Origin of the sequence: Meridianimarinicoccus aquatilis, from assembly GCF_004358675.1 — a bacterium.
GTDB lineage: Bacteria > Pseudomonadota > Alphaproteobacteria > Rhodobacterales > Rhodobacteraceae > Meridianimarinicoccus > Meridianimarinicoccus aquatilis.
Map to the genome: position 1 here is coordinate 65426 of NZ_SMZO01000002.1, position 19636 is coordinate 85061.

General features: G+C 58.8%; 17 protein-coding genes. 11 read left to right on the forward strand and 6 right to left on the reverse strand.

From position 1 onward, the window contains the following. Window positions 1–15: 15 nt before the first annotated feature. Complete coding sequence (locus E2L05_RS01240; protein ID WP_133341073.1) at window positions 16–486, forward strand: type II toxin-antitoxin system RatA family toxin; 471 nt, start codon at window positions 16–18, stop codon at window positions 484–486. Here E2L05_RS01240 and E2L05_RS01245 read toward each other — a convergent pair. Genes E2L05_RS01245 through E2L05_RS01255 form a run of 3 tightly spaced genes read right to left on the reverse strand, consistent with a single transcriptional unit; the run spans window position 460 to window position 2593 of the window. After that, window positions 460–936, reverse strand: a complete 477-nt coding sequence (locus E2L05_RS01245) for a CinA family protein (RefSeq protein WP_133341074.1) — start codon at window positions 934–936, stop codon at window positions 460–462. The two genes, E2L05_RS01240 and E2L05_RS01245, sit on opposite strands and share 27 nt — an antisense overlap. After that, window positions 933–1433, reverse strand: coding sequence for a phosphatidylglycerophosphatase A family protein (locus E2L05_RS01250; protein WP_133341075.1), 501 nt, complete (start codon window positions 1431–1433; stop codon window positions 933–935). Before E2L05_RS01250 ends, E2L05_RS01245 begins: the two co-directional genes overlap by 4 nt. After that, entirely contained in the window at window positions 1430–2593 is a 1164-nt protein-coding gene (locus tag E2L05_RS01255; protein WP_133341076.1) for a bifunctional 2-C-methyl-D-erythritol 4-phosphate cytidylyltransferase/2-C-methyl-D-erythritol 2,4-cyclodiphosphate synthase, read from the reverse strand. Before E2L05_RS01255 ends, E2L05_RS01250 begins: the two co-directional genes overlap by 4 nt. 187 nt (window positions 2594–2780) lie before the next feature. On the opposite strand from E2L05_RS01255, the gene dusB reads away from it, so the two are divergent. The 9 genes from dusB to hflX all read left to right on the forward strand — a co-directional run bounded on the left by dusB (window position 2781) and on the right by hflX (window position 14636). Continuing rightward, window positions 2781–3764, forward strand: coding sequence for a tRNA dihydrouridine synthase DusB (dusB, locus tag E2L05_RS01260; protein WP_394346526.1), 984 nt, complete (start codon window positions 2781–2783; stop codon window positions 3762–3764). Further along, window positions 3761–4846 carry a two-component system sensor histidine kinase NtrB gene (locus tag E2L05_RS01265; RefSeq protein WP_133341077.1) on the forward strand — a complete coding sequence of 362 codons (1086 nt, stop codon included), beginning with the start codon at window positions 3761–3763 and terminating at the stop codon, window positions 4844–4846. Before dusB ends, E2L05_RS01265 begins: the two co-directional genes overlap by 4 nt. Next, window positions 4846–6213: a response regulator gene (locus tag E2L05_RS01270; RefSeq protein WP_164686315.1), complete on the forward strand. Its 1368-nt coding sequence runs from the start codon at window positions 4846–4848 to the stop codon at window positions 6211–6213. The genes E2L05_RS01265 and E2L05_RS01270 overlap by 1 nt, the downstream gene beginning before the upstream one ends. A gap of 81 nt (window positions 6214–6294) precedes the next feature. Beyond that, window positions 6295–8529, forward strand: a complete 2235-nt coding sequence (locus tag E2L05_RS01275; protein WP_133341079.1) for a sensor histidine kinase NtrY-like — start codon at window positions 6295–6297, stop codon at window positions 8527–8529. Window positions 8530–8560: 31 nt separating this feature from the next. Next, a complete protein-coding gene (ntrX, locus tag E2L05_RS01280; RefSeq protein ID WP_133341080.1) occupies window positions 8561–9982 on the forward strand; it encodes a nitrogen assimilation response regulator NtrX in 1422 nt (473 codons plus the stop codon). A 55-nt stretch (window positions 9983–10037) separates the two neighbouring features. Further along, window positions 10038–11417: a Trk system potassium transporter TrkA gene (gene trkA, locus E2L05_RS01285; RefSeq protein ID WP_133341081.1), complete on the forward strand. Its 1380-nt coding sequence runs from the start codon at window positions 10038–10040 to the stop codon at window positions 11415–11417. Next, the gene (locus E2L05_RS01290; RefSeq protein ID WP_133341082.1) at window positions 11404–12975 is read left to right on the forward strand and encodes a TrkH family potassium uptake protein; all 1572 of its coding nucleotides are present in this window, start codon (window positions 11404–11406) and stop codon (window positions 12973–12975) included. The genes trkA and E2L05_RS01290 overlap by 14 nt, the downstream gene beginning before the upstream one ends. A 144-nt stretch (window positions 12976–13119) precedes the next feature. After that, window positions 13120–13353, forward strand: coding sequence for an RNA chaperone Hfq (hfq, locus tag E2L05_RS01295; protein WP_086053174.1), 234 nt, complete (start codon window positions 13120–13122; stop codon window positions 13351–13353). Between the two features lie 8 nt (window positions 13354–13361). Further along, complete coding sequence (gene hflX, locus E2L05_RS01300) at window positions 13362–14636, forward strand: GTPase HflX (RefSeq protein ID WP_394346527.1); 1275 nt, start codon at window positions 13362–13364, stop codon at window positions 14634–14636. Window positions 14637–14713: 77 nt separating this feature from the next. On the opposite strand, the gene E2L05_RS01305 is transcribed toward hflX, so the two are convergent. The 3 genes from E2L05_RS01305 to hemB all read right to left on the reverse strand — a co-directional run bounded on the left by E2L05_RS01305 (window position 14714) and on the right by hemB (window position 18920). Continuing rightward, entirely contained in the window at window positions 14714–17197 is a 2484-nt protein-coding gene (locus E2L05_RS01305) for a penicillin acylase family protein (protein WP_133341084.1), read from the reverse strand. Between the two features lie 32 nt (window positions 17198–17229). After that, a complete protein-coding gene (locus tag E2L05_RS01310) occupies window positions 17230–17775 on the reverse strand; it encodes a lipid-binding SYLF domain-containing protein (protein WP_133341085.1) in 546 nt (181 codons plus the stop codon). Between the two features lie 149 nt (window positions 17776–17924). Then, window positions 17925–18920, reverse strand: a complete 996-nt coding sequence (gene hemB, locus E2L05_RS01315; protein WP_133341086.1) for a porphobilinogen synthase — start codon at window positions 18918–18920, stop codon at window positions 17925–17927. 130 nt (window positions 18921–19050) lie between these two features. Between hemB and E2L05_RS01320 the strand changes: the two genes are divergently transcribed. Further along, window positions 19051–19566: a hypothetical protein gene (locus E2L05_RS01320; protein ID WP_133341087.1), complete on the forward strand. Its 516-nt coding sequence runs from the start codon at window positions 19051–19053 to the stop codon at window positions 19564–19566. The last annotated feature ends 70 nt before the right edge of the window (window positions 19567–19636 follow it).

Consider the following 19636-nt stretch of genomic DNA (forward strand, 5'->3'; position numbering starts at 1 on the left):
GACAAAAGGACCGACATGCCAAGCCACGCGGAACACCGCAAGATGCCCTATAGCGCCGACCAGATGTATGATCTGGTCGCCGACGTTGCGTCGTACCCTGAATTCTTGCCGTGGTGTGCCGCGGCACGCATCCGGGCGCGCACGGATAAGGGTGAGTGCGAAGTCATGGATGCGGATCTTGTCATCAGTTTCAAGGTTTTCCGCGAACGCTTTGGCAGCCGGGTGACGTTGTATAAAGATCGTAGCCGGATCGATACCGAATATCTGGACGGGCCGTTTCGATATCTGAAATCGAAATGGATTTTCAAACCATCGGATGATGGTGGCTGCATTGTCGATTTCGACGTTGATTTTGAATTTCGAAATCGGATGCTGCAAGGCGTAATAGGGTTGGTATTCAACGAAGCCATGCACAGAATCGTTCATGCTTTTGAAAAACGTGCTGAGGCGCTTTACGGTTCAGGTCTGGCGCAGGGCCGTCGTTAAGAGCGTCAATGCATGTGCGACGGTGGCCTGACGTACCGCATCACGGCCAAGCGCCCCAAAATCGACTGTTTCAACGAAGGTTGCTTTGCCGCGCTCAGCCAGCCCGAAACAGACGCGGCCTTCGGGTTTGTCTGCGCTGCCTCCGCCGGGCCCGGCAATCCCGGTGACCGATACCGTCAAAGCCGCATCTGACCGGGACAAGGCGCCTTCGGCCATTTCAAGGGCTACGGGTTCTGATACGGCTCCGAAGGCGGCAAGAGTATCGCCGCTTACGCCGAGCATCTGTTCCTTTGCGGCGTTGGTGTAGGTCACAAACCCACGGTCGAATACGGCGGACGAGCCGGGGATGTCTGTGATTGCTCCAGCAATGAGGCCGCCCGTGCAGCTTTCAGCGGTCGCGACCATGACACTGCGCTCTATCGCCAAGGCAAGCAGGTCTTGCGCGCTCATACGCCCATGACCCCATGCGCAAACCCTGCGGCCAAAGTCACACCGATGGCCGCAAAGACGCCTGCGATCACATCATCCAGCATCACACCGAAAGGTCCGGGCAAACGGTCTGCCCACCCAACTGGACCCGGCTTCCATATGTCGAACAGGCGAAACAGGATAAACGCCCCAACCCAGCCCGGCCAGGGAAACACCCACGGGTCTGCCCCGGCGTGCCATAACCCGCCTGACAGGGGCAATAGGGCGATCCAGATCCCGACAACTTCGTCGATGACAATCTCACTGGCGTCGTGACTGCCTGTGGCGCGTTCTTCAGCGTGGGTCGCCCACCAGCCAAGCCCGAACACGGCGATTGTGGCGACCAGCAAGAGTGGGAAGCCGCCTGCGACATGAAGGGCGTAGCCAAGCGGCACCGCTGCCGCGCTGCCCCAAGTGCCGGGTGCGGGGCGCAATAGGCCAACATAGCCGACCGTTGCGAGCGCGCGTGTCAGCCTCATGGTGCGACCAAAGTGGCTGTGGCAATGGATGCAATGCCTTCGCTGCGCCCGGTGAAGCCAAGCCGTTCCGATGTGGTGGCCTTCACGCTGACGCGCGACGGGTCAAGGCCCATGATGCGTGCCATCTCTGCCTGCATTGCGGAACCATGTGGCCCGATCTTTGGAAATTCACAGATCAACGTGCAGTCGACATTGCCTATCGAAAACCCCTTTGCGCGGGCAAGGTCCACAGCGTGACGCAGGAACACTTCAGATGCTGCCCCCTTCCACTGCGGATCAGATGGCGGGAAATGACGCCCTATATCGCCCTCGGCCAACGCGCCGTAAATTGCATCGGTCACTGCGTGCATGCCAACATCTGCGTCCGAGTGACCGTCAAGCGCATGAGTGTGCGGCACCCTCACGCCGCACAGGATAACTGCGTCGCCTTCGCAAAAGCGGTGCACGTCAAACCCGTTGCCCAGCCGAATATCCATTGCGTGCCGTTCCTTTTCGCGCTGCGCCAAAAGCGCTTCGGCCCGCGCGAAATCGCCGGGCAGGGTGATCTTTATGTTGTCCTCATCCCCTTCGACGATTGTCACGTCAAGCCCGTGGGCCAGCGCAACAGCAACGTCATCTGCTGCGCCGCCGGAATGCGATGCATGTGCCGCGCGAATCGCGGAGGTTCGAAATCCTTGAGGGGTCTGGGCGCGAAAGAGCCCGGTTCGATCTTGAAGGGCAACGACATTGCCATCGTTCCCGCGCCACAACGCATCTGTTACTGCCAACGCCGGTGCGGCTCCCGGCGCATGATCCAAGGCGTCGATGACACGCCCGATCAGCGCCTGTGTCACGAATGGTCTGGCGGCGTCATGAATTAGCACTTTGCGTGTGCCGTCTTGAAGCGCAGCCAAACCTGCGCGGACAGACGCATCTCGCGTTGCGCCGCCCGGTACTGTTGAAATCGCACAGTGTTCGGGCAGGTTTATACTGGCTGCGAACAAATCGGTGTCATCCGGGTGCAAGACAACAACAAGTTGCGTGAGGGCTGGGTGGCTCGAAAGTGCGGCGAGCGTCTGTCCCAAAACCGTAGATCCGCCAAGTGGCTGAAATTGCTTAGGAGTTTCCCCTCCTGCACGTGTGCCGCGCCCTGCCGCAACGACGATGCCTGCAACGGTCATCCTGCTCTCCTTATTGCCGCGCATGGTTTACGGGCTGCCCCCGCCTGTGACAATGCGGTCTGTTAGTCGCCCAATGAAGCCTAAAAAATGGGCATTGCGTGATTTATTGCCGAAATTGACTTTGGAAGTCTTTGATCCTCGTGCACTTCGCCTCTAAGGATTAAGCGTTCGCATAAGGTTTGAGCATGTGACCATTCACTTGGCAGAAAATCGCCTCTCACCACCGGTATTGTTGGCTCCGATGGCAGGCATAACAGATCTGCCGTTTCGCAGACTCGTCGCGCGTTTTGGCGCGGGGCTTGTTGTGAGCGAAATGATCGCCAGCCAAGAAATGGTGCAAGAGCGTCGCGGGACACGCGAAAAAGCCGAACTTGATGCAGATGGTGCCGGGTCTGCCGTGCAACTGGCCGGGCGCGATCCGCATTGGATCGCCGAAGCGGCCCGCATGGCCGAAGCGATGGGCGCAAGAATTATTGACATTAACATGGGGTGTCCGGCCAAGAAGGTCGTTGGTGGCATGTCTGGATCGGCTCTGATGCGCGAACCGGATCACGCCCTGCGTCTGATCGAGGCTGTGGTCGGTGCAGTGTCCGTTCCGGTCACGCTCAAGACCCGGCTTGGATGGGATGACACGAACCACAATGCGGCAGCTTTGACGCGCCGCGCGCAGGATGCGGGTGTGCAGATGGTCACGATCCATGGTCGCACCCGATGCCAGTTTTATAAGGGCCACGCGGATTGGGCGGCGATTGCACCGGTGTCGGCTGCCCTGGATGTGCCTGTGATCGCAAATGGCGACATTGTCACCCCGAGCGATGCGCGTACCGCCTTGGCGAAATCCGGCGCTGCGGGTGTCATGATCGGTCGCGGGGCGCAAGGGCGCCCTTGGCAACTTGCGGTTATTTCGGCCGCTCTGTACGGCGCACCGGCACCCAAAATTCCGCAGGGATCGGCGCTTGTCGATCTTGTGGCCGAACACCACGACAGCATGTTGGCCTTTTACGGTCAGGACTTAGGCGTGCGCGTCGCGCGCAAACATTTGGGATGGTACATGGATCAAGCCGGAACACCCGCTGCCCTGCGGCGCGAAGTGTTGGTCGCGAAATCGGCTAAAGTTGTACGAATGCTTTTGAACGATGCCCTTTCTGACGTTGGCAGGTGCGCGGCATGACCGAAAAGACATGGGGCGATACGCTTTGGGCGTCTTTGCCAGTTCCAGCCATCTTGCTGGAACCGGACGACACGATCGCGGACATCACGCCCACCGCAGAAATGTTTCTGAACACATCGGCCAAATCCCTGCGCGGTAAGCCAATCTGGGACAAACTGATGGTCGCCGTTCCATTGGATGAAGCGTTCGCGCGTGTCCGCCGGGATCGTGCGGACCTGTTTATAAACGATGTTGATGTGGGCGGCGGCAATCGCGCACCGGTTCAGTGCAATATTCAGATCGGGCCAGTGTCTGATCAATCGGGCCGGGTTCTTTTGATGTTTGAGCCGCGCCAGATTGCGGATCGTATGGACCGCGCCAATTCGGTGAAAGCAGCGGCGAAATCTGCGATCGGCATGGCCGAGATGCTGGCCCACGAAATCAAGAACCCCTTGGCAGGCATCGCCGGGGCGGCGCAGTTGTTGGCCATGGGGTTGACCGGCGATGACCGCGAGTTGACGGACCTCATCGTGGGCGAGACACGGCGCATTTCCAAGTTGCTGGATCAAGTGGAACAATTTGGAAACCTGCGACCGCCGCTTCGCAAGGTGGTCAATGTGCATGATCTTTTGGACCGGGCCAGAAAGTCGTCGGCACTTGGTGTTGCTGCGCGAATGAAAATTGTCGAAAACTATGACCCGTCGCTGCCGAATACCTATGTGGACGGCGATCAAATGCTGCAGGTATTTCAAAATCTGATGAAAAACGCGGCCGAAGCATCGGATGCGACATCAGGCGGGACAATCACGATGCGCACTTTTTATGACGTGTCGTTGCGAGTTCGAAAGCGGGATGGCTCTGATACGCCATTGCCGCTGCAAGTTGAGATTGTCGATGACGGACCGGGCCTGCCGCCCGAGATCGCTGATGACATTTTTGATCCGTTTGTTTCAGGACGCGAGAATGGCACCGGCCTTGGCCTTGCGCTCGTGTCCAAGATTATTTCCGAACATGATGGCTGGATTGGTGTGGAAAGCGTCCCCGGACGCACAGTGTTCCGCATCTCTTTACCCGTCGCACCCAAAGACCTGGAGGACACCTGATGGACGGCACAATCTTAGTCGCCGACGACGACCGCACGATCCGAACCGTGCTGACGCAGGCGCTGACGCGAGCCGGATGCAAGGTTCACGCAACGTCGTCTTTGATGACGCTCATGCGCTGGGTCGAAGAAGGCAAGGGGGATCTGGTGATCTCTGACGTGATCATGCCTGACGGGAACGGGCTTGAGACCTTGCCGAAAATTACGGCGGAACGGCCGGGCCTGCCGGTGATTGTGATCTCTGCGCAGAATACAATCATGACAGCAATTCAAGCCGCGGAGGCGGACGCGTTCGACTATTTGCCAAAGCCGTTTGATCTGCCCGACCTGATGAAACGTGCGTCGCGCGCTCTTGAAGTGAAACGGCGTGCGCCGACACCGCGCCCCGGCGCTTCGGAGGAACATTCAGACGAATTGCCACTTGTTGGCCGCACACCGGCGATGCAGGCGCTCTATCGTCTTGTTGCGCGGGTCATGAACACGGAACTGCCCGTGATGATCACCGGAGAGAGCGGAACGGGGAAATCGCTGATCGCGCGGGCGATCCATGATTTCTCTGACAGGCGGACGATGCCGTTCGTGGTTGCGTCTTCTTCTGATCTTACCGGGGTCGACGGCCCGGCAAACCTTCTCGCACGGGCGCGCGGTGGGTCCATTCTGTTCGACGAAGTCGGCGACCTGGATGCCGATACGCAGGCCCGGATCGTGCGTATGCTGGACACATTCGGTGATCCGGCGCCGCGCATTATGGCGACATCCCAGAATGACCTTTCAGACCAGATTGAGGACGGCGCATTCCGGCAAGACCTGTTTTATCGCCTAAGCGGTGTTGTAATTGCCGTTCCAGCCTTGCGTGACCGGGTGGACGACATTCCGCTTCTTGCCGAACATTTTCTGGTGCGTGCCGAACGCGAAGGTGCCCCAATGCGCCGGTTCAGCGATCCGGCGATGGACATGATCCGATCCTACAGTTGGCCTGGGAACGTTCGCCAGCTTGGCAACACGGTGCGCCGTCTTGTGGTCACAAGCCCGGAAGACGAAATCTCAAAGGCCGATGTGGATCACGTTCTGGGCAACCAGCCCGCGATGGAGCCTTTGGGCGGGCGGCCGGATGGCGACAAGCTGTCTGCATCGGTTGGTGCACATCTGCGCCGATATTTTGATCTGCATGGCGGTGTGTTGCCCCCGCCCGGTCTGTATCAGCGGATTTTGCGCGAAGTAGAGACGCCATTGATCGAAATTGCCCTCGATGCGACAGGCGGTAATCAGGCCAAATGCGCTGATCTGCTTGGAATAAACCGCAATACGCTGCGAAAGAAGATCACTGAACTTGATATACGCGTGACACGCCGTCGAAAGTTGATGTAAACCGGCCACAGGGCGTTGCCCATTTGCCGCAGGTTGCGGGGTGCTTTCAGTTGCCCGTGACCCATCAATTTGAGGAACTTGATGCGCTCACAGCTTGGGCAGGAAGTCTTGTCCCGCCTGACCGCGGCGGGGCAGCGTCGTCGGATGCAGACCCTTGGCACGCTTGCGCTTGTCGGTCTTGGCCCGCTTCTTGTGGCCGCAACCTTCGCAGTGCTTGGTCCGATGCAAGTCGATGCGTCGGTCTTTTCCCTGCGGCTCGTTCTTCTGTCGGATCTCGTTTATATTCTTGTTCTTGCGACGCTCGTGCTTATGCGCATCGCAAGAATGGTGGCGGCAAGGCGGGCGAAATCGGCGGGGTCGCGACTTCATCTGCGACTGACCGGCGTATTCGCTCTGGTCGCGTTGGTGCCGACGGTTCTGGTGGCCGTCTTTGCCGGTCTTACAGTGAATGTCGGTCTTGAGGGTTGGTTCTCTGACCGGGTGCGGAGCGTTGTGGGGGCATCGCTTGCTGCTGCGGAAGCCTATGAAACAGAACAGCAGGAAGACCTGACTGTTGATACGCGGGCTCTGACGGCTTTTCTCAATGCCCAGCGTCGCAGAACCTTTTTGATGACCAACGGGGATTTCCGTCAGATCCTTGGGCAAGGCCAGTCTCAGATTCAGCGCGGCCTGAAAGAGGCCTATGTCATCGACGGAAATGCGGGGATCCGGGCGCGCGGCGAAGGATCGTACCTGTTTTACTACGAACCCCCGACAGCGGATGAACTGGCGCGGGCACGCGCGGGCGAAATCGTTATCCGAAAGGATTGGGACAATGACGAATTTCGGGCGCTTTCTGTCTTGGATGCCTTTGTAGACCGATACCTGTTGGTTGCGCGGTCTGTTGACGGCGATTTGTTGAACCTGCTGGATGATACCCAACAAACTGCGACGCTCTATCAGCAACTTGAACGTGACCGAGGGCGCATGTTGTTCGAGTTCGGGCTGCTCTACCTTGGGTTCGCGGTGATGTTGATCCTGGCATCCATCTGGCTTGGTTTGTGGTTCGCGGAAAGGCTGGCGCGCCCTGTCGGTCGATTGGCGGGGGCCGCCCAGCGTGTCGGCGATGGGGATTTGAACGTTCAGGTCCGCGAAGAGCGCGGCGATGACGAGATCGCGGTGCTTGGCCGAATTTTCAACCAGATGATCCTGCAATTGCGCGGCCAGCGTCAAACGCTGCTTGATGCCAACCAGCAGATCGAAACGCGGCGTCGTTTGTTTGACAGCGTGCTATCCTCGGTGACAGCAGGGGTCATGGGCCTAGATGCGTCGGGCCGTGTGGATTTCATCAACACATCCGGGCTCAGGCTTTTGGCGTTGACCGAAGGGCAGGGGCCGGGGCTGCCGCTTGCAGAGCTTGTACCCGAGTTTACGGGATTGCTGGCGCGCTTGCGCACAAGCGACGACAATTCTGTGCAAGAAGAAATCAAGCTCAGCCGCGGTGGCGTTCAGGATATCCTTCTGGTCCGTATGGGGATGCGCCAAGGCCGTGACGGCACGTTGGAAGGGTTCGTCGTGGCGTTCGACGATGTGACCGATCTTGTGTCTGCGCAACGGATGGCGGCGTGGGGGGATGTGGCTCGCCGTATTGCCCATGAAATCAAAAACCCGCTGACACCGATCCAGCTGTCGGCCGAGCGTATCCAGCGCAAGTTCGGCCCGCTCGTGGGCGACGACGTCGAAAAGCTGGATCAACTGACTGGTGTGATCGTGCGCCAAACGGGCGATTTGCGCCGGATTGTGGATGAGTTTTCAAAATTTGCGCGTATGCCGGAACCAGAGGCCCGCGAAGGCGACCTGTGTAAGTTGGTTGCGGATGCCGTGTTCCTGCAATCCACCGGAAGCGAAGATGTCAAAGTGACGACTGATCTTCCGACAGATCCGATCATGGCCGATTTTGACGCGACGCTGTTTTCGCAGGCGGTGATCAATCTGGTGAAGAACGCAATCGAAGCGGCACAATCGCGTGTCCCTGACGGGGGGGCGCAAGCGCAAGTACACGTGGCGCTCATTCAGCGCACGCGCGGTATACGGTTGACGGTGGATGATACCGGTCCCGGATTCCCACCCGACCGCGCGCGTCTGTTCGAACCTTATGTGACCACGCGCGATCGGGGCACAGGCCTTGGCCTTCCCATCGTGAAAAAGATCGTCGAAGAGCACGGCGGAAAAATCAAACTTGAATCGGCGCCAGATCTGGCAGGGGATGGTCACAGGGGCGCACGCGTTTCAGTGACTTTGCCGCGTGCTTCAAGCACCTTGAAAGCGGCGGAATGACAAACAACAAGAAACGGCAGGCAGGTACATCATGACAGATATTCTGATCGTCGACGATGAACGCGACATTCGTGAACTCATTTCGGATATCCTTGAAGACGAAGGGTTCAGCACCCGGCTGGCAGGGACGTCGGATGAGTGTATGGCGGCACTTGGCGATACGCTGCCGAAGCTGATGATCCTTGATATCTGGCTCAAGGACAGCGCGATGGACGGCATCGACATCCTGAAAAAGGTCAAGCGCGACACCCCTGAAATCCCCGTTGTCATCATCTCGGGTCACGGCAACATCGAAATTGCGGTCGCCGCGATCAAGCAAGGTGCATATGACTTCATCGAGAAGCCGTTCAATATCGACCAGCTTTTGGTGGTCATCCGCCGTGCAATGGAAGCGTCACGATTGCGCCGCGAGAATACTGAACTGCGGCAGCAAGAGGGTGGCTCTGGTGAGCTGATTGGCTCAAGTGCACCTTTCAAGCTTTTGAAAAGTCAAATTGAAAAAGTTTCCAAGACAAACAGCCGCGTGATGCTGAAAGGCCCGCCCGGGGCAGGCAAGGAAATGGTGGCGCGGTTTGTGCACAGCAATTCTTCGCGTTCCGGGGCGGCCTTTATTGCTTTGAACTGCGGATCGGTTTCGCCTGACCGGATGGAACATCTGCTGTTCGGGCGCGAAACTTCCGGGCAACAGGTGGAGCCTGGGTTGCTTGAACAGGCCGATGGCGGCACGCTTTACCTGGATGAAGTGGCTGATCTCCCGACTGACAGTCAGGCGCGCATTTTGCGGGTGCTGGTTGAACAGCAGTTCAGCCGCGTGGGCGGTGCCAACCGGATCAAAGTGGATGTGCGGATCATCTCGGGAAGCTCGCGCGATTTAGATGCTGAAATCGCAGCAGGCCGGTTTCGACAGGAGTTGTTCCACAGACTGGCTGTTGTTCCGGTGGAAGTGCCTGGCCTTGATGACCGTCGCGCGGACATTCCAGAAATCGCTGAACATCTGATTGCGCAGTTACAGAAAACGGATGGGTTACCGGCGCGCCCCCTCGGCGAAGAGGCGGCAGCGATGCTGCAATCCATGCACTGGCCGGGTAACATTCGACAGTTGCGTAACGTCATCGAACGCGTCTTGATCCTTGGCCCTGACACAGGCGAGATCGAAGCGCGCGAGCTGCCCAATACGGATCCGGTTGACGAAAATGGTGATCGGGTTGTTTTGTCTGCGGCGATAGCGCGACTGCCTTTGCGCGACGCGCGTGAGTTGTTCGAGCGCGAATATCTTCTGACACAAATCAATCGGTTTGGCGGGAATATCTCGCGGACGGCCAGTTTTGTGGGAATGGAACGGTCGGCCTTGCACCGCAAGTTAAAATCCTTGAATGTTGTCACATCAAGCCGCGCCGGAGGGCGCGTTGCGACGTTTGAGGACGACCGCGAAGATACACGGGCTGATGATTGACAAAACCGTCGTTTGCATCCCGACCACAGAATTTGACAACCCCGGAGCTTGAGCCATGAAGATCATCGTCTGCGGCGCAGGCCAAGTTGGCTGGCAGATCGCGCGGCACTTGTCCGGTGAACGAAATGACGTGACCGTTGTGGATAGCAACGAAGACCTTGTTCGCCGGGCAACCGATATTCTGGATGTTCGCGGCGTGACCGGGTTTGCGTCCTACCCTGACGTGCTCGAACGGGCCGGGGCAGACGATGCAGATATGATCATTGCGGCCACCCATGCGGACGAAGTGAATATGGTGACCTGTCAGGTTGCGCATTCGATCTTCGGTGTCCGGCGCAAGATCGCCCGGCTTCGCTCGCGCAGCTATCTTGATGCGATTGTGTCCGACCTTTACCGGCGTGAACATCTGCCGATTGATGTGGTTATCAGTCCGGAACAGGCCGTGGCCGAAGCCGCGTTGCAGCGTCTTTCTGCGCCTGTGACCTTCGACATTGATAGCTTTCTTGACGGCAAAGCGCAGCTGATGGGCTTGCAGTTGGAAGCGGATTGTCCGGTCTTGAACACGCCGCTACGCCAGTTGACCGATCTGTTTTCCACTTTGCGGGCGCAAGTGGTGGGTGTTCGGCGGGAAGATACCTTGTTCACCCCCGGTGCGCAGGATCAGCTTTTTGCCGGCGATCAGATTTATGTTTTTTGCCACACCGATGACATGGACCGGACGCTAGAGATTTTCGGCAAAGCTCGCACTCGGCAACGCCGTGTGGTTGTTGTGGGTGGGGGTAATATCGGGCTGGCCGTGGCGCAGGCGCTTGAAGCCCGTGTTGAGCACCGGGTCCGGGTCAAGGTGATCGAGAAAAGCCGCCCTGTGGCCGAACGCGCCGCCGAAGCGCTCGAGCGGACCATCGTTCTGAACGGGGACGGTCTGGATGCTGATCTTTTGGCAGAGGCGGGGATCAACAAGGCTGATGCCATTTTGTGTGTCACCGATGACGACAAGACCAATTTGCTGGCATCGGTGCGTGCAAAATCCCTTGGCTGTCCAATGGCGATCAGTCTTGTGAATGACCCGGCGCTGATTCCGCTCATGGGGCCGCTGTCGATTGATGCCTATATCAACCCGCGCGCCACGACGGTGAGTTCTATCCTGCGTCACGTTCGCCACGGCCGTGTGCGGGATGTGTATTCGATCGGGGATGGCGAGGCCGAAGTGCTGGAAGCGGTCGTTCTGAAAACCGCGCAAATGACGGGTAAGCAGGTACGCGATATCGACTTTCCCGAAGGGGTGCTGATGGGCCCGGTCAGCAAGCGCGGCAAGATCATCATTCCCACCGCGGACACACGGGTAGAAGAGGGCGATATCGTCACTTTCTTTGCTTTGTCATCGGAAGTTCCACAGATCGAACGGCTGTTGCAGGTTTCGATTGACTATTTCTGACCCCGCCCAAAAGCCGCCGCGCCGCCGCGCCAGCTCTCGCCATCGGGCGCAATGGTATGATCGTGTTCCGTTGATGGTGCTGACGACTGCAATCGGCGCGGGGCTTATGATCGTGCCAGCCATTTATGCGGGCCTGAACGGCGAGCATGACGCTGGTCGCCCGTTTCTGTATGGTGCGATTGTCTTCACGGTTTTGTCGTTCTTGGTTGGCCTGTCTGTTGCGACCAGGCCAGTAAGCAAGACGGCACGCGGGCACCTGATGTCGTTGTTGATAACTTATCTAGCCTTGCCCGTGATGCTTGCTGCGCCGCTCTATGAAGCGATCCCTGATCTGAGCTTCAGCAACGCCTGGTTCGAAATGGTCTCTAGTTTGACCACGACGGGGGCGACTGTTTTTTCCCAACCGGCCCGCGTGCCGGATACCATCCATCTGTGGCGCGCGTTGGTCGGGTGGTATGGCGGTTTCATGATTTGGGTGGCTGCGATTGCGATCCTCGCACCTGTCAGGGTCGGCGGGTTTGAACTGGTGCTGGCTTCGGTGCACGTGGGAGGTGCGGTTTCACGCGGGCAAACGGCCCAATCAGACTTTCCCATGCGGCGGATTTTACGCTTCTCGCGTGGACTTGCGCCGATATATGGCGGGCTCACGCTTGCCGTGTGGCTGATGCTGCTGATCGCGGGCGAGGACCCGTTTGTAGGCGCCTGCCATGCTATGTCGGCGCTTGCGTCGTCAGGGATTTCCCCATTGGTCAGCTTGCAAGAAAGCTCAGCCAGCCATTGGGGCGAAGCCGTGTTGCTGGTCGCGATGGTCTTCGCGTTGAGCCGCGCCACCTTTGCCAACGATATGCCAACGCCCATTGGACGGCGCTGGTGGCAGGATCCGGAAATTCGGATTGCAGCCACGTTGCTGATTGCGGTGCCGACCCTGATCTTTGTGCACCATTGGGTCAGCCTGTATGACGTGGGGGGTGGCACCCCTGACCCTTTGCGCAGTCTGTGGGGGTCGCTTTTCATGACCATGTCATTTCTCACGACCAACGGCTTCATCTCTGCCGAATGGGAAATCGCGCGCAATTGGTCTGGCATCACCACACCGGGGCTTATTCTGCTGGGCCTTGCCATGGTCGGCGGCGGCGTGGCGACGACCGCTGGCGGGGTGAAACTTTTGCGGGTCTATGTGCTGTATCGTCATGGCCGGTTTGAAAGTGCGCGTCTGGTGCACCCACGGCTCACGGCCAGCCCGGGCCACCGCGCCCGGCGCTTTAAGGTTGAGGCTGCCTACAGCGCGTGGTTGTCCTTCATGCTGTTTGCTTTGGTGTTCACGTTCATCATGCTGGCCTTGTCCCTGACTGGACTGACATTCGAAACCAACATGATTCTGACCACAGCAGCGCTGACAAATGCGGGTCCGCTCACAGCGGTGGCTGGGCTATCGCCAATTGTGATGGGTGATCTTGGGGCGGCAGCCCAGATCATACTGGGGGTTGCCATGGTGCTTGGGCGATTGGAAACGCTTGCAATCATTGCGCTTCTGAACCCGGAATTTTGGCGTGCTTGAGTGCCGATGTAAATATGCTGCAGGTGCGAAGTTTCTGAGCTTCTTTTCGCCACAGACTGGAAATAGGGCCCTTTTGCGGCCACGTTGGTTCCGCTGTTGAATGACATGGCGTGATCATGCCACAAGAAGAAAAAGGTTAACAAAATGGCAAGCGACCGGCAAAATCTTCAAGACGCCTTTCTGAACCACGTCAGGAAGACAAAGGTTCCTGTCACTATATTCCTGATCAACGGCGTGAAGCTGCAAGGCGTTATCACTTGGTTCGATAATTTCTGCGTGCTGCTGCGCAGGGATGGGCAATCGCAGCTTGTTTACAAGCACGCGATTTCGACCATCATGCCCAGCCAGCCCATCAGCCTGTATGAGGGCGAAGACTGACCGACCTGATTTCACGCGAATCCGTCGCCACCCGCGCCTGGGTTCTGCACCCCGACCTGCTGCCCAAAGAGGCGCGTCGGTCCCCCGATCATGCTTTGCAGGAAGCGACGGCCTTGGCTGCGGCTCTTCCGGGGCTCGAGGTCGTGGGGTCTTCTGTTGTGCGCCTTCCAAATCCACGCCCCGGCACCCTGTTCGGGTTGGGCAAAGTGGACGAAATCGGCGCTCTTTTGTCCGAGCAGGACGTCGAGCTGGTGCTTGTCGATGGCCCCTTGTCTCCGGTTCAGCAGCGTAATCTGGAGCGGGCATGGAAGATCAAGATCCTTGATCGAACCGGTCTGATCCTTGAGATATTTTCCGACCGTGCGCGGACACGCGAGGGGGGGCTTCAGGTCGAGATGGCCGCGCTCAGCTATCAGCGGACGCGGCTTGTGCGGGCCTGGACCCACCTGGAACGGCAGCGAGGCGGGCTTGGCTTCGTGGGCGGCCCCGGCGAGACTCAGATCGAAGCGGACAGACGCGCCATTGACGATCAACTGGTGCGCCTGCGCCGCCAGCTTGACAAGGTGGTCCGCACCCGCGATCTGCACCGAGCCTCACGCGCGCGCACACCTTTCCCGATTGTCGCTTTGGTTGGGTACACCAACGCGGGCAAGTCGACCCTGTTCAACCTTGTGACCGGGTCAGACGTGATGGCCAAAGACATGCTCTTTGCCACGCTTGATCCCACGATGCGTTCCATCGAACTGCCGCGTGGCGGCCCCAAAGTGATCTTGTCTGATACCGTAGGGTTCATTTCCGCGCTGCCAACCCAGCTTGTTGCCGCCTTTCGCGCGACGCTGGAAGAAGTGCTTAGCGCGGATCTGATCGTGCATGTGCGCGACATCGCGGATCCCGAAACCGAGGCGCAAGCCGAAGATGTACAGGATATTCTTGCCAGTCTTGGCGTGCAGGAAGAAACGCCCCAGATCGAGGTGTGGAACAAAGCGGATCTGTTGCCCGCGGATCAGGCCGCCGCGCTGGAAGCGCAAGCCGAGCGGCGCGAAGATGTGTTCGTGACATCAGCGGTCACCGGATTGGGCATTGCCCCACTTCTGGATGATATTGCGGCGCGCGTGTCTGATGCCTTTCAAGAGCAGACTGTCCGCTTGGATCACAGTGACGGACGCCGCCGGGCATGGCTTTTTGAGGAGGGTGTCGTGCAGGCGGAACATCAAGATGAGGATGGCGTCTCTTTCGACGTTCGCTGGACAGATCGGCAACATAAGCGGTTTCGCGATCTCTGAAGCAGCCCTTTGTATCGCGCTTTCTGGAGCTTTCGCGAACGAAAATGCCCTTGGCCAAGACGCATAACCCGTTTTGGTTATGGTCTCGGTTGTAAGGTCGTGATCCCGGCGGCGCCCGCTTCGGCCAGTGCGGGGTCAAGTGACATGGGGATGTATTCGCCCCGGCGCCACCGTTCACCGAGATTGTCATAGAAGCGGGAGAACGGGTGCCCTGACTGACCCGTTGAACTGATAAAGACCGAACTGTCAGGGTCGGCCATGTCATACACACCGCGATAGGCAGCGCCATGAACATTTGCGAAGGGCGTGTCCCCGGTGCCAGCGGTGCGCCCCCGCATCAAAGTGTGGTTACCGCCGCCGGTGGCGTAGCGGATATTCACCAACCAGCCGAGGCCCGGCACGTCACCCAGAACTTCGTGATCGAGTTGCGCCATGTGCGCTTCGCCCCAGTTCAGGCTTTCCAGCGTGCCGCCATAGGTCTCGTCGATCCAGACGAGTGCATCGTCCAGTGCCAACCGGGCCATTTGCACACAGGTTTCGACCTCTGCCGATTGTTTCACATCACACCATGTTCCGGCGGAATTCACATCACGCAAAACCCGTTCCAAAAACAAGGGGTCCGGATGTGAGAATTCTGCCGCAAGGGTTGCCCCAAGCTCGTCCGTGATCAAACGCTGGTTCAGCGCGCGTACCCACGCCGCATAAATCAGGGGCTCTGCCCGATGGGCATTCATCTCGCCGTTCCAATCTGCAAGCAAATCCAATGCATCGCGCCTGCGCCGTTCGGCGGTGCCTTGCGGGGCGGCCTCACCGACGAACCACAAGTCGCGCCCCATTAGTGGCAGAAGGGTCCGCGCAGCGGGACTGACCGTATCAAGTTGCGTTTCGACGAAACTGTCACGGCTATGGACCGGGCGGTCTTGCATCAGGGTTTCCCACCGCGTGATACGCAAGCTGTCGCCCCAACTGTGGCTCACATGCAGGGGGAAGGGCCGTTCAATAAACTTGTTGTTGGTGTTGCCGATAATGCCGCTGGCCGGATCTTCGAAACGGGGATTCAGATCGTATGAGAACATTCCCTGCCAGTGGTTTTCCGCTCGCCAACCAGGGCTTGGCAAACGGCCAAGCGAGTCGTGCATCGCCGACCGGCGCGGCATCGATCCAATCATCTGCATGGCGATATGCTCGCGGTCGACCAGCATCAGGTTCTGTGCCGGGGCTACGTGACGTTCCATAGCGGCCAGTCCCTGCGCCACGTCAGGGGCCCGCATGAGCGCCATAGCCGCCGACATGGAGGTGTCCGCGCCGTTCAACACTGTCCACGCGATAGATGGGACATGCCCGGCTGGCGTCACCTTGGACAGATCAAAGCTGTCGATCGGTAGGACCGGGCCTCGATCTGTCCACTGAAGTCGAAGTGTAACCGGCGCGGAGTCTTTCACGCGGATCACGCTACTTTCAGTGCGAAAAGGAACGTATTCACCGGCTGGCGTGAGATAGCGCGAGGTGTCCGCCGGATCGAGCCGTTCAAGATACACGTCGAGATCGTCAAGATAAGCGGTGGTCAGGCCCCATGCCAACCGTTCACTGCGACCGGCAAGCACAACGGGCAATCCGGGGATGGTTCCGCCAATCACACCGCCATCTTGCAACCCCAGATGCGCAAGATACCAGATTGACGGAGCTGTCAGTCCCAAATGGGGATCGTTGGCCAAAAGGGTGCTGCCTGTGGTGCTACGGGCCGGGGCGGCGGCCCAGACATTGGATGCCCCCGAAAATTCGGCGCGTTTCAACGGCGAGAGCGGATCGTCGCGGAAATCAGGCGCGGCGCTTGGCGCACCGGCCATGCGGCGCAGTGCTGGATCCTGCAACCAGGCAAGATCGGGCAAAGCGGCAATGCCGTCGCCGGGGACATCTGGCAAAAGATCAAGAAGGCGCTCTGGCGGCAACATAAGAGCGGCGCGGGCCCGTTTCACTTCACGGTCAAGATGGGACGACAGTTGAAGCCCCATAAGCTTTATCACGGCGATGCTGTCCGCAGGTTGCCACGGAGCGATTTGGGCATCGAACAGAAAAAACTCGGGCGCACCGCGGCCAAGAGCGTTTTCATTCACCGTGGAAATCCACGCATTCACGCCGGCCGAATATGCATCCAGCGCGCTACGGGTGCTGTCATCTTGTGCTTCGACCGACCGTGCAGCGAGGCGATACAGGTCAAACCGTCTGAGTGCTTCGTCAATCTTCAGGGTTCGCGTGCCGAAAAGCTCGGACAGGCGCCCCTGTGCCGTGCGACGCAACATGGTCATCTGCCAAAGACGATCCTGAGCATGCACAAAGCCGAGCCCAAAGAAACTATCCGCGTCGGTTTCGCCGAAGATATGCGGCACCCCGGCGGTATCACGCACGATGCGCACAGGCGCCGTGACGCCTGGAACGGAATATGTGGCGTCATAGTCGGGTAGCGACCGAGACACGAGATAATAGGCAAGCCCAAGCCCAACCGATAGGACTACCATCAAGGCAATCACCAGCCGCAGCATCCAGCTGAATACCTTTGTCATGCCGACTCCCTGCCTGTCTGGCTTGTGCTGCCCTAGCGCAGAATGCGGGTGTACTTGGTACCTTGGATCGTGGCACCCGCCATAAGGCCCTGACGCGCGAACAGGAAGGCGACTGACGAATTCTGCGTAACCGTGCTGGCTGACAGGCCTGCCCCTTGCTGCCCGCCGGTCAATTCCGCCTCGGCGCCGCCGGTCCAGCCCGGCGATGTGCGGAAACGGCGCAGGGCAGTAGGTGTCAGAAAGAAGATGACATAGGCAAACTGTTGTGCGCCGATCTGAAAGCCAATGCTGCCTTGCGTGGCCGAATAGTATTCGACCGTCACGTCATCGATCTGCAAAGCGCCTTCGCCATAGCTTCCGCCGACAATGAAACCGGCTTCGCCAATCATCGGCATGACCAGTTTGCCGATGGCTTTGTCACGCAACTGAACAGTTTCCGGATATGTTTCGTACAGATATGACAGCGCGTTTGTAACGCGGCGATCGATGACTTCTGCACCACCAGACCCTTGGGATGTGTCACAGGCGGCCAGCGCTGCTGCGCCAAGAACCACGCTGCGGCGGGTGAAATTTGTCATGCTCGTGTGCCTCTTGATGTGTGGCCGTTGGCCGATCGTGCGCGTGTTCCCGCGCATTAAAGGGCAGTTTACCGTCCACGAGCGGCGGTGTCATGTGCTGCTTTGCAGAAATCTGCCGACCGGCGGAGGGCCGCTTTACCCAAAGGGCGTCAGGCCGCGTTCAGAATTGCTGCGGCGCGCGGTGCGAAATAGGTCAGGATGCCGTTGCAGCCAGCGCGCTTGAACGCCAACAGGCTTTCCATCATCACCGCCTCGCCATTGATCCAACCGTTTTGCGCGGCCGCCTCTATCATCGCGTACTCGCCCGACACCTGATAGGCGAATGTCGGAACCTCGAACGTGTCTTGCACGCGTCGGCAAATATCGAGATAGGCCATGCCCGGCTTGACCATCACCATATCTGCGCCTTCATCCAGATCGCGGGCAATCATCCGCATGGCTTCATCGCTATTGGCCGGATCCATCTGATAGGTTTTCTTGTCCCCTTTCAGGGCGCCCGATGCGCCGACAGCATCGCGGAATGGGCCGTAAAAGCCAGACGCGTACTTGGCGGCGTAGCTCATGATGGTGACATGCGTGTGCCCTGCGTCTTCAAGGGCGTCGCGCATGGCGGCAATGCGGCCATCCATCATGTCTGACGGGCCAAGGATATCCGCGCCAGCTTTGGCCTGTTCGAGCGCCATCTTGACCAGCGCGGCGACGCTTTCATCGTTGACGATCTCGCCATCCCGAACAATGCCGTCATGACCATTGATGTTGTACGGGTCCAAAGCCACGTCGGTCATGACCGCGACTTCGGGCACGGCTTCCTTGATCGCGCGGATCGCTCGATTGCTCAGGTTTGCCGGGTTCCAGGCTTCTTCGCAATTCTGGGTTTTCAGCGCGGGGTCCGTGTAGGGAAAGAGACATAGCGCCGGAATGCCAAGGTCGCGCGCCTGTTCGGCTGCTTTAACGGCATTGTCGAGCGACAGCCGATTGACGCCGGGCATTGACACGATAGGTTCCACCACATCCTCGCCATCGCGCAGAAAGATCGGCCAAATCAGGTCTTGGGTCGTCAGCGTGGTTTCCCGAACAAGGCCGCGAAGGGCTTCGGTTCGGCGTACGCGGCGCGGCCTTTGGCGAAGGAATTGGGCGTGAGTCATAAAGCGTGTCCTGAGCGTTTCGAATATGCGTGCCACGTCCGGACGCGCATCTCAAGATGAAGTGTCCGGGGCTGGGCATTTGGCCGCTGAGGCGTTAGCACAGCGCAATCAGCCAGTGTGGAGATGTGACGTGGCAACGAGTATCTGGGACCTGATAGATGTGGGATCGTTCTCGAGCCTTTGGTTTTGGTTGTTTCTCGGGGTCTTTTGGACCCGCATCATGCAAGCGCCCATGGGAGTTCCGGTCGATCTGGTGCATCGTGCGCAGGGCGGCAGCATCAACGCGCAAACCGATCTGGAAACACTAAGTGGTCTGAAGATTCATCACGAGTTGGCAATGGCAGGGAGGCCCGCTCGGATATGGCGCGTTGGGGGATGGGCCTTTGCGCTTGGGCTGCTGGCGGGCTTGTCTTTTATTTACGGGCTCGAATTGGCACAGGCCGGATTTGCGCTGCTGTTTCCCTGCGCGGCGGTGAGGCTGCTTGAGGCCCGTGCAGCACGGCTTATGGCGCATGTGCCCGACATGGATGCGCTTGTGCGCGCGCATACGGTTTTGCGCAGGCAGGTTCAGAGCATCGGCATCGCAGCGGTGTTTTTCACGGCCATTTTCGGGATGCTTCGGGTGCTGTCAAATGCGATGCAGTGATGCCCTTGACATGCCGGGGCGCGATTGTACGTCCGTAGCCTTCTGATCTCTAAGACCGTACGGGGACAAT